The organism is Candidatus Izemoplasma sp. (genome assembly GCF_982632705.1).
Genome location: NZ_CEXEES010000042.1, coordinates 1 through 13,670, shown reverse-complemented (window position 1 = coordinate 13,670; position 13,670 = coordinate 1). Strand labels below are relative to the sequence as shown.

At 32.4% G+C, this 13,670-nt stretch carries 11 protein-coding genes; 5 read left to right on the top strand and 6 right to left on the bottom strand.

Annotated features, from left to right (window positions below; translation table 11 throughout):
* The first annotated feature begins 104 nt into the window (after nt 1-104).
* Both AC2LE6_RS06400 and AC2LE6_RS06395 read left to right on the top strand, forming a co-directional pair.
* Complete coding sequence (locus AC2LE6_RS06400) at nt 105-617, top strand: hypothetical protein (protein WP_484478432.1); 513 nt, start codon at nt 105-107, stop codon at nt 615-617.
* A gap of 609 nt (nt 618-1,226) precedes the next feature.
* Nucleotides 1,227-1,853, top strand: a complete 627-nt coding sequence (locus AC2LE6_RS06395) for a hypothetical protein (protein ID WP_484478431.1) — start codon at nt 1,227-1,229, stop codon at nt 1,851-1,853.
* A gap of 37 nt (nt 1,854-1,890) precedes the next feature.
* Here the strand turns inward: AC2LE6_RS06395 and AC2LE6_RS06390 are convergent, their stop codons facing one another.
* The 6 genes from AC2LE6_RS06390 to AC2LE6_RS06365 all read right to left on the bottom strand — a co-directional run bounded on the left by AC2LE6_RS06390 (nt 1,891) and on the right by AC2LE6_RS06365 (nt 8,387).
* Complete coding sequence (locus AC2LE6_RS06390) at nt 1,891-2,991, bottom strand: extracellular solute-binding protein (protein WP_484478430.1); 1,101 nt, start codon at nt 2,989-2,991, stop codon at nt 1,891-1,893.
* The gene (locus tag AC2LE6_RS06385; protein WP_484478429.1) at nt 2,988-3,815 is read right to left on the bottom strand and encodes an ABC transporter permease; all 828 of its coding nucleotides are present in this window, start codon (nt 3,813-3,815) and stop codon (nt 2,988-2,990) included. The genes AC2LE6_RS06390 and AC2LE6_RS06385 overlap by 4 nt, the downstream gene beginning before the upstream one ends.
* Nucleotides 3,812-4,627 (bottom strand): ABC transporter permease, encoded by an 816-nt coding sequence (locus tag AC2LE6_RS06380; protein ID WP_484478428.1) that lies wholly within the window; start codon nt 4,625-4,627, stop codon nt 3,812-3,814. Before AC2LE6_RS06380 ends, AC2LE6_RS06385 begins: the two co-directional genes overlap by 4 nt.
* Nucleotides 4,620-5,660, bottom strand: a complete 1,041-nt coding sequence (gene potA / locus AC2LE6_RS06375) for a spermidine/putrescine ABC transporter ATP-binding protein (protein ID WP_484478427.1) — start codon at nt 5,658-5,660, stop codon at nt 4,620-4,622. The genes AC2LE6_RS06380 and potA overlap by 8 nt, the downstream gene beginning before the upstream one ends.
* A gap of 250 nt (nt 5,661-5,910) precedes the next feature.
* Nucleotides 5,911-6,702 carry an alpha/beta hydrolase gene (locus tag AC2LE6_RS06370; protein WP_484478426.1) on the bottom strand — a complete coding sequence of 264 codons (792 nt, stop codon included), beginning with the start codon at nt 6,700-6,702 and terminating at the stop codon, nt 5,911-5,913.
* Between the two features lie 11 nt (nt 6,703-6,713).
* Nucleotides 6,714-8,387 (bottom strand): glycoside hydrolase family 13 protein, encoded by a 1,674-nt coding sequence (locus tag AC2LE6_RS06365; RefSeq protein ID WP_484478425.1) that lies wholly within the window; start codon nt 8,385-8,387, stop codon nt 6,714-6,716.
* 156 nt (nt 8,388-8,543) lie between these two features.
* On the opposite strand from AC2LE6_RS06365, the gene pulA reads away from it, so the two are divergent.
* The 3 genes from pulA to AC2LE6_RS06350 all read left to right on the top strand — a co-directional run bounded on the left by pulA (nt 8,544) and on the right by AC2LE6_RS06350 (nt 13,622).
* The gene (gene pulA / locus AC2LE6_RS06360) at nt 8,544-11,264 is read left to right on the top strand and encodes a type I pullulanase (protein ID WP_484478424.1); all 2,721 of its coding nucleotides are present in this window, start codon (nt 8,544-8,546) and stop codon (nt 11,262-11,264) included.
* Between the two features lie 57 nt (nt 11,265-11,321).
* Nucleotides 11,322-11,615 carry a hypothetical protein gene (locus AC2LE6_RS06355; RefSeq protein ID WP_484478423.1) on the top strand — a complete coding sequence of 98 codons (294 nt, stop codon included), beginning with the start codon at nt 11,322-11,324 and terminating at the stop codon, nt 11,613-11,615.
* Between the two features lie 165 nt (nt 11,616-11,780).
* Nucleotides 11,781-13,622 carry a glycoside hydrolase family 13 protein gene (locus AC2LE6_RS06350; RefSeq protein ID WP_484478422.1) on the top strand — a complete coding sequence of 614 codons (1,842 nt, stop codon included), beginning with the start codon at nt 11,781-11,783 and terminating at the stop codon, nt 13,620-13,622.
* The last annotated feature ends 48 nt before the right edge of the window (nt 13,623-13,670 follow it).

Sequence of the window (13,670 nt, the reverse complement as noted above, 5' to 3'; positions counted from 1 at the left end):
CATATATATAGGAAAATAGGAAGATATAAAGCTTGATATTTTAGTAAAATTTCAAGACTATTTTTGACATAAAATATGATATAATCAATATTGGTGGTGATACTATGATAGATAATTTATTTGGAACAATAGAAGATATTTATTTCACAATAGTTTCTGATACAAAAAGCGAAAACCAAACGGTCATATCTATTGACCATGATACTAGCAACTTACAGGAAACTCTTCAACTGTTCAATGATAAAGCATATACTACTATGTACATTGGTAGAGATGGTAATAAGTATAGATTATTAAAATTAGCTGTACAAATACTTAACTATATTATGCATGAAGATGATGGTGTATTTAGTACTTTTGAAAAGGAATATATTGAGAGTTATATCGGATCAAAGTTCTCTAGGTTCAACAAAGAACAACAAGATGATTTACATGACACAATATTCTCTAGAGTTTTAATTCCAGATATTATAGAATTAACTTCAAAAAACGGGATCACATTAAGACCTATCTCTATGATCATAGAAAATATAACAAAATATGTACAAGACAAACCACAATACCACAAACCATTATGTGATGTATTAAATTCACTTATGGAGGTATCATATGAATAGTAATAAAGAATCCAAAAAGAAAGAAGGACTCCTTTCAAGATTATACTAAAAATTAATTTCTTACAATATCAGTTCAACAGAAGAGTATAGCAATTTTAAGGATAATCAGTACTTAACAAATCATTCTGAAAGAATCGCAGGAAAGATTGAGAAAGAAAGAAACTTCAAAGAATTTACTAGTAGTCTTATTGACGTAAAGAATGAATTCAAAAACTCTGTCAATGATTTATTTGTTCTTAATGAATCAAATAGAGATGGTTATAATATATTAACAATTCAACTTCTATCATTTATTCTATTCTCTAACAATAATAGTATTACTAAAGACGATGAAATTCTTTTAGAAAACTATATAGTTAGTAAAATTAGAAAAAAATCATTGCATAAGGAAATTCGTGCAAACATAAAGGATCCAAGTAGCTTTTTCGTTGTTAATGAGCTTGTAGATAAGTACAAACTTAACAGTGCAGCATTATACAAAATACTTGACACTTTAGAGTCAATCATAAATTTTGATTTACAATATATCAAAGGACTAAAAAATCTATACTTAGAATTAAAGTAAATGGTATAAATTAATTGACCATAATTCATTAGGGGGATAACTATATGAGGGGACACCATGGTTTTTTTGGATATCATCATCACCATAGTGCTGGTGGATATTTATTGATGTTATTGATTGAAGTTGTAGTTGATTTAGCAGTTGATGCAAAAAATAGCAAAAAAACAAGATCAATTAGAAGCTATCGTCAAAGAAGTCATAATCCATTCAGCGAGAAAAGAAAACGACTGGAAACATCATCAAAAAGTAAACTGATTTCAGAGTATGAAAAAGAGATTACATCATCAAGAAATGAATTGCTTAAAAAGGCAGAAATATCTAGTTTTGTGATGAGTCCGAATCTAAGGTTACCTATCGTTCAATTTACACTCTATGTACTGAACTATGTTTATGTCAATGACGATGACACCATGGATGATAATGAAAAAGAACAGCTACAACAATTCATCGATGATGAAAGAAGTAAGATGTCCAAAAACACATATAATTCCTTAAAGAGACTTCATTTAGAACGTATCCAGTTTAATGATATAGTCGAAGTAATAAGAAGACACAAAATACCTTTAAAGGTTATTGTTCATGCTTTAGATTCAGTTTCAATTTATTTAAACTATAATATGAAATACTTAGCAGTTATGAAAGGTCTTTATCAAGAATTATCATCAATATAGCAATTAAAAAGAGAATCCATTGGATTCTCTTTTTTTATTAGTCTTGGCTTAATTTAGCGTTATTTAAGATATCGTTTAATCTTTCAAATCTTGAATCACTTACGAATTCAAACATTTCTCTTGATGAACCATCAGGTACTGGATTGTAGTTATCGTAATCATAACCATAATCTCCATCAGGATCTGTTAGAGTATTGTATACATTTGTTAAGACAGGCGCATATCCAACCCAATCAGCATTTTGTTCGTGGATTTCTTCTGTGATTAAGAAGTTTATGAATGTATGTGCTAAATCTACATTGGTTGATGTTGTTGGTATTACCATTGCATCAATCCAAACATTTGTAGTTTCTGGTACATAGTATCCAAAATTAATATCTAAATCTTCTTCTTCAGCTGCATATAACTCATCAAAGTAATCACCACTGTATACTAATGCCATATCTAAGTTTCCTTGAATGACTTGAAGTTTTAGATTGTCTTCTCCAAATATTTCGTATGTACCACCTGATAGCAATGCTTCCGCTTCGTTAAGTTCACTCGTTACATTTGAGTTAACACTGTAACCAAGTGCCATTAAGGCTGCAGCTACTGCATCTCTTGAACTGTCATACATTCCAATATCATACGTTGTTGCTGGATCAAATAATACGTTCCATGATGTTAAATCATCTTCACTTACATTGTCAGTATTATACATAATTCCGATTGTTCCCCAGAAATAAGGAACCATATAATCAGCATAACTTTTATCACCGTATAAGTCTTCAACAGCTTGTAGTATACCGTTATTTTCTAGTGCAGGCAGTTTGGTATAATCTATTGTATTTAATAGGTTTTGTTTTTGTAGTTTATCAATCATATAGTCACTTGGGAATACAACATCATAATCTGCTGTACCACTTAATATTTTAGATTCCATTTCCTCATTGCTTCCAACTTCTTGGTATACAACATCTACATTGAACTCACATTCAAATTGTTCAACCAGTTCAGGATCGATATATTCTCCCCAGTTTAGTACGATTAATTCTTCTGTTTCTCCTGTTGTTAAGCAGTTTGCATCTTCTTTCGGTCCACAAGCACTCAACGTGAACACAACTCCAACAGTTAATAATAACATTAATATTTTTTTCATCTTAAATTCTCCTTCATCTTTCTATTGTTTCTTATGTTAAATGCTACCAATATGGCAACCGTAATAAGTATTAGTAACGTATTATAAGAATACGCTGCAGGACTAAAATTCTTACGTCCTATTCTTGAATATAAATATAAACTTACATTCATATATTTTGCACCACTTGTAAAGTATGTAATAACAAAGTCATCTATACTCATAGTAAACGCAATTAATCCACCGGCAATGATACTAGATTTTATAGATGGAATGATAACCTTATATATCGCCTGAAATCTATTGCATCCAAGATCCCTAGCTGCGTCAAATAGATTCTTATCTAATGTTTTTAGTTTCGGTAACACCGTTAACACAACAAATGGAATACTAAAGAATACATGTGCCATTAATACTGTATATTGGCCAAATTCAAATGATAAGATTCCAAATACAACCATTAATCCTATTCCTGTTACAATATCTGGATTAATTACAGGTATATTGTTTAGGATCATAAATTGAACTCTAAACTTCCTTTTTAGGCTGTTTATTCCTATCGCTGTGAGTGTACCTACAATTACAGCGATTGCTGTTGAATACACTGCAATTTTTAAAGTGTTAATAATCGCCTCAAACAATATCTCGTCTTGTATAATTTCTTGATACCATTTGAATGTAAATCCAGTGAACTTATATGATCTACTACTTTTATTGAATGAAAGCAATCCAATTACAAATATTGGGAAATAAATAATACCATATGCGATTATTGTTATGTATAACCATTTTGTTTTACCTAGAAACGTAACGATTGATTTAAATACCTTTGATAGTTTTATCATATTAATGTCTCTCCTTCTTTATCAGTCTTAAGAAGTAGCATAAATAATATAACGATCATTATTAGCAAGGCAAAACTAATCACAGATGCTGCATTTAAATTGGATTCTGTGAATATTAATTTCTCTAAAACATTCCCAATTAATAGAGTCTTACCTCCACTTAATCGTTCGGGTAAGGCAAACGCAGTCATCGCTGGTAAAAGTGTCATAATAATACCACTGACCACTCCTCCAATACTAAGAGGTAGTATCACTTTATAGAATGTTTGAAATCCATTGGCTCCTAAATCAGTAGATGCTTCTATAACTGATTTATCAAGTTTCTCAAGTACCGTATAAATCGGTAACACCATGAATGGGAGGTACATACTTGTCATCCCAATAAGAATTGCCAAATCAGTTCCAATAATATCAATACTGATTCCGAACATATTCAATATTGAGTTTTCAAAAAAGATTGTTTCAAACGCTATGATTCTCAGTAACATATTACTCCATACTGGTAATATGATTAAAGATACAATCAATAACTTATATCTTGTTTTTAAGTTAGATAAATAGTATGCGACTGGATACCCAATCACTAGACATATAAGTGTTGCCTGTATACTTAGTCTCAAACTGTTTTTAACAGCTGCGATTAAGACGGGGTCTTTCAATACTTCAAAGTTATCAAGTGACAGTGCACCACCAGTTCCTTTGTATAAATTATAGTCAGTTATCCCAATATAGATAATAAATAAAGTAGGGATAACAACGAGTAATATCATCCAAAATAAATACGGTATTCCTAAGAATTTTAATTTATTCATGTGATGTCTTCATTACATGAATCTCATCAGGATCAAAGTGAAGTGAAACTCGTGTTCCTATTTCCTGACGGTCTGTTGAATGGATAATATACGCTTTATCTTTTACTAATACTGAAATCTCAAAATGAACACCTTTAAATGCAATATCGTCAACAATACCATTAAGAGCATTATCCATTTCAAGTTTTAATACAATATCTTCAGGTCTTATAACAACATCAATAGATTCGTTTACATCAAAACCACTATCTACACATTCAAAATCAATTCCTTCAAAATGTACAAGGAAGTCTTTTTTCATAATACCAGGGATTATATTGCTTTCCCCGATAAAGTCTGCTGTAAACTTATTCTTTGGTTCATTATAGATATCTTCTGGTGTACCGATTTGTTGAATGACTCCATCATTCATAACAACAACCGTATCACTCATAGTAAGTGCTTCTTCTTGGTCATGAGTTACAAACACAAAACTTATACCTAATGCTTTTTGCATTTCTTTAAGTTCGTACTGCATATCTTGTCTAAGTTTCAAATCTAGTGCCCCAAGTGGTTCATCTAATAACAGTAATTTAGGTTTATTAACAATTGCTCTAGCGATCGCAACACGTTGTTGTTGTCCTCCGCTAAGTTGTGTAATTTTTCTATCTTTATATCCATCTAACTTCACCATTTTTAATGCATGAAGAACTTCCTTAGATATATCTTCTTTACTCATCTTCTTAATTTTTAATCCAAAGGCAATGTTGTCAAATACATTTAGGTGTGGGAAGAGCGCATAGTTTTGGAAGACAGTATTAATTTCTCGTTTATTTGCAGGGATATCTTTTAAAGGTAACCCATCAAATAAAATCGAACCACTATCTTGTGTTTCAAAACCACCAATCAATCTTAAAAGAGTTGTTTTACCACATCCACTTGGACCAAGCAATGTTACAAACTCGTTCTGATTAATGGACAGATTAATATGATCAAGAACTATGTTCTCATCAAAGCTTTTTGTTATGTCATTTATCTCAACTATTCTTTTCAAATCAAGCACCACCTAACTTTAAGTTTAACCATTATAAACAAATGACCCATAAAAAAATACATATATTGAATATTGTTTAGTATTTGTATACATGTAGTCAATTAGTTATAAACTTATTGTATACATATTATATATAATATACTGTATTTGTCAATTACTTTGTGTAGTTTTTTTTAGTTTAATTATATATTCATTCATAACCCTGATTACCTATTGACCACAATAAATTAAAGCAACCAGAATGGTTGCTTTAATCATTGAATAAAAACTGAATAATTTTAGGCAATCTTGCTTGCCATGCAAGTTCGTTATGGACTGCATCTTTTACGATTTCAAGTTTGATTAATTCGTGATTCATTTTATCTTTTAGAATTTGATATATTCTATTATTTGATTCTATATATTGTGCAGATTCTATGTCTCTTGAAGATTCCTTTGTCCCTACATCCATGTATAGTTTCTTAACCCCAGACATGTTTGCATTTTTTGCTAAGTTCTCTAACTCTTCTTGAATCACATAGTATGCATTTGAAACACATCCAAATCTAGAAAAGTAATCTGTATATTTTAGTGCGGCGTACGTTGAACACACTCCACCAAAACTAGACCCCATAATTGCTGTGTTCTTTGGATTTTTGAATGTTCTATATTTTTTGTCTATAAATGGTTTCAATTCCTTTGTTATGAATGATAAATACTGATCAGTTTTTCCACCAACTGGTTTATCACCAAACTCTGGCATACCTACTTCATCAAAACTGAATGTGAATGGTACAAGTACGTCTGTACGGAAATCACCTTCTGTTTCAATACCAACTACAATAACCTCAGGTAATTCAGGGTAGTTTTCATATGCTTCTGCTATACCCCAAGTAGTCCCATTGTAGCTAAGTTTCTCGTCAAAAAGGTTTTGTCCATCGTGCATATATAAGACTGGGTATGATTTCTGACTTTTGTAGTAACTTTTGGGTAACATTACGAATACTTTCATATCAGTTTCTAGGTGTGTACTATTCATGATAGTTATAGTATATTCTTTCATTTAATTACCTCCTACTTTTTATATACAATTGCCTCATATGGTTTTAATGTCATATTTTTTGAGACGATTTGTGTTTCATAATTATATAACACTGGATTAAATCCGTCTAAATCTATATCTAATGAGACTTCAATGTCGTATCCTCTAAAATTAGCTACAACTAATAATTCACAATCATCTAACTCATTATGGAAGATGTATGAATCATTATTTTCTATTGAAAGGAAAGTCATTTTCCCGTCACTAATGTTCAATTCTTTTCTCATTTTGAATAGTGTTTTATATGTGCTAAATATTGAGTCTGGATCAGATACCTGAGATTCTAAATTTATCGTTGTGTAATTTCTGTTTGTATTCATCCATGGTGTTGATTCACTGAATCCACCATTTTGACTATTATTCCATTGATATGGATTTCTTGCGTTATCACGTGCTCTATCACGAAGTGCTTGCATTGCTATTTCGTGTGAAGCTCCAAATTCTTTGAAGTTGTTATACTCAGTAAATACCTCAACATCTCTAAAATCTTCAAGATTATCATAATCAACGTTTGTCATCCCTATTTCTTCACCTTGGTAACATATAGGTGTACCTGGCATTAAGTATAATGTATAAGCTAACATTTTACCTGATTCCTTATGGTATTCTTTATCGTTTCCATAATGTGAAATTACTCTTGGATGATCATGATTATGCCAATATATTAAGTTCCAACCTTCACCTTTTAACATTTGGTGCCATCTATTGAAACTATTCTTGATATCAGTAACTCTCAAGTCCCCTTTTGCCCATTTACCAGGAGTTACATCATTATCTGTTGTATCAGCCCAGCAATGCCCAAAATGAATCAACATGTCAAATTCATTATGTTCAAATCCACAGTATTTTATAGCTTCTTCTTTAGTCGCTCCACCTGCTTCACCCATTGCCATCACATCACTTGGAAGAAAAACATCAACACCCATTTCTTCTAAGTAATCATGATGTTTAGGTAAACTACTGAAATATTCGTATCCAGGATGTCCTTCTGGGAAGGTCCAATCTTTTTCAAGATGATTTGATGCATCAACTCTGAATCCATCAACACCTAAATCAATCCACCATTTGGCCATATCTTTTAATTCCTGTTTCATATCGTTGTTTCGCCAGTTTAAGTCTGGCATTTTTTTACTGAATATATGTAAGTAATATTCATCAGTTGGTTCGTTGTATTCCCATACAGGTCCTCCAAACCAAGATCTCCAGTTAGTTGGCATTTTACGATTATTAAACTCATCGTATTTTGGAGGTTGCCATATATAGTAATCATGATATTTTTCATGATCCTTATCTGTTGGATCACACGCTTTTTTGAACCATTCGTGTTCGTCTGAGGTATGATTCAACACTAAATCAAAAATCACTTTAATGTTTCTATTGTGCGCTTCTTTTATAAACTCTTTTACATCTTCCAATGTCCCATAATCGCTACTTACCTTAAAGAAGTCACTAATGTCATACCCATTGTCATCCATTGGTGATTCATAGTGTGGAGACACCCAAACAGCATCAATACCCAAATCTTCTAAGTAATCTAATTTTTCTATTATTCCTTTAAAATCTCCGATTCCATCATTGTTTGAATCATTAAAACTTCTGATGTAAATCTGATAAATTATGGCATCTTGCCACCATTTTCTTTTCATATCCAAAACTCCTTTAAAAAATGATATAATCCTTCAATTTTATTATACTATAAACACAAGGAAATGTAATGATTTTGAGTAAAGAGGAAACCGCTTCCACAATAGTGGTAACTACATTTTGTGTTATACTGTAGTTGTTATAAATAGGAGGTTTTTATGAAAACAATTAAAAAGTTATTAATCGTTATGTTGATCGCAATCATTGGATTGATCAATATACAACAATCAGTGGAAGCTGATACACCTACAAAATTAGTAGTACATTACCATAGATTTGACCCTGCATATGCCGGATGGCAATTATGGTTATGGGCTTATGAACCGACACCAGGTGATGGTGCAAACTATAATTTTAATGGCGAAGATTCATTCGGTAAATATATGGAAATAAACTTGGCAGGAACAAGTTTAGAAGGAGCTACTTCAGTTGGAGTAATCGTTAAAACTTCTTCTTGGGATAAAGATGTTGCCTTAGATAGATTCATGGATCTTACAAATCCAAATGAATTAGGTGAAGTACATGTATACCTAGTAAGCGGAGACCCGACCATTTACTACGATGACAGTGCTGTAGATATCTCAGATAGAGCTTCAAATGTAAACTTTGAAGATATTAACACAATATCGTTTGATGCATCTATAGATGTTGTCTTAGAAGATATTACATTATTAGAAGACGGTGTCCCAGCTGTAATCACAAACTTCTTAATGTTCAATGGACATGGTAGTTTTGATTTACCAAGTGGGGCAGACCTTACAAAAACATACTCATTAGAAATTGAATTTGATCCACTTGAGGATCCTAAAGAATATGTTGTTGGACTTGGTGGATTATACACAAGTGATGAGTTCAACGCTGCATACGGATATGATGGAGAACTTGGTGCCATCTACTCAGAAACAGAAACAACATTTAAGTTATGGGCTCCTGTATCACAGGAAATAACATTAAACTTATATGAGTATGGACATAAAGCAAATGAAACAGATTATTCAGGACAAGCAGGAACAAACACTCCTTATGCTGAACACGATTTAGTATATATTGGACAAGGTGTTTGGGAAGTTACTGTATCTGGAGATTTACATGGTAAATATTATACATATGAAGTAACAAATGGAGCATACACAAACGAAGTGACTGATCCTTATGCATTTAGTACAGGGATTAATGGACGTCGTGGAATGATCGTAGACTTCGAACGTTTAAACCCAGATAACTGGGTAGCTGGTGTTAGACCCGATACAATCCAATCATACAACGATTCAATCATTACAGAAATCCATGTTAGAGATTATACAACTCATTCAAGTTGGAATGGGACAGATGATTACCGTGGTAAATTCCTTGGTTTAGTAGAAACAGGAACAACATACCAAGGTGTTACAACTGGATTTGATCATATCGTTGAATTAGGTGTTACACATGTTCAATTACTTCCAGTATTTGACTTTGGAGCAGCTGTTGATGAAACTAGAATATTAGATGAAGATTATACAGGTAAAAAAGATACTGTATTCAACTGGGGTTACATGCCTCAAAACTTCAACGCACTTGAAGGTAGTTTCTCTACAGATCCATACGATGGAGAAGCTAGAGTAACTGAATTTAAAACATTAGTACAATCATTCCATGATGAAGATATTAGAGTTGTTATGGATGTAGTATATAATCATCACGGACAATCCGCAGATAGTAATTTCGATTTAATCGTACCTGGATATTACTTCAGAATGAACGAAAATGGTTCATTCAGTAATGGATCAGGAACTGGAAACGAAACAGCTAGTGAACACTATATGATGAGTAAATTCATGATTGATAGTGTTGTATTCTGGGCTGAAGAATATAACGTTTCAGGATTTAGATTTGACTTAATGAAACTACATGACGCAGAAACAATGGCAGAACTTACAAGCACACTTCACGAAATAGATCCAACGATCTTAGTCTATGGTGAACCGTGGGATGCAGGTGGATCACAATTACCAGAAGATGAATCAGCATACAAAGGTACATTAGATCAAATGCCTGGTGTCGCAGTATTCAGTGATGACGCTCGTGATGGTATCAAAGGTAGTGTATTTGATGAAGCTACTCCTGGATTTATCCAAGGGGCATCTGATGGAACTACAATGGAACGTATTAGAATGGCAATCACAGGTTCTGCAAATGTTGTAGGATTTAACACACCTGGAGGTTGGGCTCCAAATCCAAACCAAACAATTAACTATGCAACAGCACACGATAATAACGTGTTATTAGATAAGATTATGTTATCAACAACTGATATTACACACGCACAAGCACAGAACATGGTAAAACAAGCTGGTGGAATTGTACTACTTAGTAATGGTATTCCATTCCTACACGGTGGTGTTGAAATCATGAGAACCAAACCTTGTGTTGTCATCGGTGGAGAAAATCAAGGTGAATGTGATGCAACTGCATCATACGATCACAATAGTTATCGTTCACCTGATGAAACAAACCAAATTAACTGGCAATGGAAAGTTGATAATATCAACGTATTCGAATATTACAAAGGTTTAATCGAATTAAGAAAAGCAAACCCTAACTTCAGATTAGATTCAATTGAAGAAATGGAAAGCAAAATGACTTTCATTCCTGAATCTGCTGGAACTATCCAATATCTAATGTTCGACGGAGATAATCCATGGGCTTATATAATGGTAGCTCACAATAATAGTGATGGTATCGCATATATAGACTTATTAGGTCTAGAGTGGAACGTTGTAGTAAACGATGAATATGCAGGAACTGAAGTATTAGAAGTTGTATCTGGGACATATCAAATGGAGCCTAGTGAATCGGTTGTTATGTATATCTCAAATCCGAATTATATTGATGCATAAGAGGTAGTAACTGATCTTACAACACCATTATTAACAGAAGATTACAGTTCAGAAAACATGTTTGATGATCAAGACTTAATTGATGCTATAGTTGAAGAAATAGGAACTGGAACTACAGTGACTATAGCTAGCGATATTGATTATGAAGTTGAAGGAACTTACGATATAGAAATCACTGTTGAAGATGAGAATGATGTAAGAACAACAAAAACAATTAGTATCAATGTAGTTGTTATTGAAGCACCAGAACCTGGTGGAAATGAAAACTTAGTTACAATCATTATCGCAGTTGTAGCTGGAATCGCTTTAATCGGTGGAGGATTATTCATCGCATTTAAGCCTAGACTTTAATACTAACTATATACTATAATAAAAACAGGGTAGTGAATGGCCAACCAAGGATCCCTTAAATCCTAAACCAGGACCAGACTAAATATATTTTAGCACTGGCGGCTAAGATGTGTAATAAACTAAAAGCCAGACTAAGTCTGGCTTTTTCATTTAAAGGAGGAAATTATGAATTTTGTAGTATATCATGAAGCCAAGAGTAAATTTGCATATCTATATGACAAAGATACTGTGCATTTAAGATTAATCGCACAAAGAGAACACGTAGAAACAGTTGAAGTAATATATGGAGACCCATTCTTTTGGGGGTCTAGTGAAACAGACCCAGATGTATGGGAATGGAAAATAGAAACAAGTGAATCTTTATACATGAATAAAGAATATGAAACAGATCAATTTGATCATTTCTTTATCGCTCTTAAACCAGAATTTAAAAGGATGAAGTATGCATTTGTAATTAATGGTAAGTATCTATACGGTGCAAATGGTTCTGTTGATTTAGTAGAATTCCCTGAACAAAAAAAGAACTTATTTGGATACTTTAACTTCCCATTCTTAAATGAAGAGGATTTATTCAAAGCACCAGCTTGGGTTGAAGATCAAGTATGGTATAGTATCTTTCCTGAACGTTTCCATAACGGAGATAAGAAACTTCAAAAGGAAAACATACTCGAGTGGGGTATCACAGATAAATATAGTAATGAACAACGATTTGGTGGAGATTTAAAAGGTGTTATTGAGAAGTTGGATTATTTGAAAGATCTTGGTATCACAGGTATCTATATGACTCCAATATTTGAAAGTTTTACATCTCATAAATACGATATCATCGATTATAAAAAAATTGATCCCGCATTTGGTACAAATAAAACATTCAAAAAACTTGTGGAAAAGGCACATAGTCTTGGGATAAAAGTAACCCTTGATGCCGTGTTTAATCACTGTAGCATTAGCCATCCATTCTTTATTGATGTGTTAGAAAAAGGACAGGATAGTGAATACTTCAATAGTTTTCATATTATTGATAAAAACAAACCAGTATTTGATGAAGATGTTGATCTAACGAAACGTATTCCAAGAGATATTATGAAGAAATATCATGATAATCCAAGACTACTAAACTTTAGAACATTCGCATTTACACCATATATGCCGAAACTTAATACAAACGATCCAATTATGAGAGAACACCTATTAGACGCAGCTTTGTACTGGGTCAAAGAGTATGATATAGATGGTTGGAGACTTGATGTAAGTAACGAAGTTCCCCATGAATTCTGGAGAGAATTTAGAAAAAGAGTTAAAGATGTCAAAGAGGATGTTTATATCATCGGTGAAAACTGGGATAACTCAAATCCTTGGCTTATGGGAGATCAATATGACGCAGTAATGAACTATGGTGTTCTGTTCCCAATATGGAATTACTTTGGAACAAATATAGATTACAAACAATATAAAGCCAAAGACTTTATCTATAAAATCAACAAAGTATTCACAGACTATCCGAAAAACGTACAAAAAGCGCAATATAACCTAGTTGATTCACATGATACAACTAGAATAATGGAAATATGTAACAACAATATTGATTTGGTTAAACTACCATATATATTTATGTTTAGTTTACCTGGTGCTCCATCGATTTATTATGGTGGTGAAGTAGGATTATCTGGAAAACATGATCCTGATAATAGACGTTGTTTCCCATGGGATGATATGGATCAAAATATGCATTCATTTATGAAACAATTGATTTCTCTTAGAAAACAATACACAGGATTTAAAGAAACAGATTTAAGATGGATTGATTATTCTGATGAACAAGAGTATATCATCTATGAGAAAGGTGATTTAGTATTTATCCTATCTAAATCATATCCTGAGAATGAAATCCTATTACCAAAGCAATACATAGGACAAACATTCAAAGATATATTCACTGATCAAAAAGTTACACTTAGTAAATCAATCACATTAGAACACTTCGGTTTCAAAATTTATCAAAAATAAAAAGGCACTCATTGAGTGCCTTTTTTTTAACCTTTATTTGCTCCTGCT

What these genes read in the sequence shown, in the direction of transcription:
- AC2LE6_RS06350 (WP_484478422.1), top strand. Translation starts at nt 11,781, where the DNA reads ATGAATTTTGTAGTATATCATGAAGCCAAGAGTAAATTTGCATATCTA.
- pulA (WP_484478424.1), top strand. Translation starts at nt 8,544, where the DNA reads ATGAAAACAATTAAAAAGTTATTAATCGTTATGTTGATCGCAATCATT.
- AC2LE6_RS06390 (WP_484478430.1), bottom strand. Translation starts at nt 2,991, where the DNA reads ATGAAAAAAATATTAATGTTATTATTAACTGTTGGAGTTGTGTTCACG.
- AC2LE6_RS06385 (WP_484478429.1), bottom strand. Translation starts at nt 3,815, where the DNA reads ATGATAAAACTATCAAAGGTATTTAAATCAATCGTTACGTTTCTAGGT.
- AC2LE6_RS06395 (WP_484478431.1), top strand. Translation starts at nt 1,227, where the DNA reads ATGAGGGGACACCATGGTTTTTTTGGATATCATCATCACCATAGTGCT.
- AC2LE6_RS06355 (WP_484478423.1), top strand. Translation starts at nt 11,322, where the DNA reads ATGTTTGATGATCAAGACTTAATTGATGCTATAGTTGAAGAAATAGGA.
- AC2LE6_RS06380 (WP_484478428.1), bottom strand. Translation starts at nt 4,627, where the DNA reads ATGAATAAATTAAAATTCTTAGGAATACCGTATTTATTTTGGATGATA.
- AC2LE6_RS06365 (WP_484478425.1), bottom strand. Translation starts at nt 8,387, where the DNA reads ATGAAAAGAAAATGGTGGCAAGATGCCATAATTTATCAGATTTACATC.
- AC2LE6_RS06370 (WP_484478426.1), bottom strand. Translation starts at nt 6,702, where the DNA reads ATGAAAGAATATACTATAACTATCATGAATAGTACACACCTAGAAACT.
- AC2LE6_RS06400 (WP_484478432.1), top strand. Translation starts at nt 105, where the DNA reads ATGATAGATAATTTATTTGGAACAATAGAAGATATTTATTTCACAATA.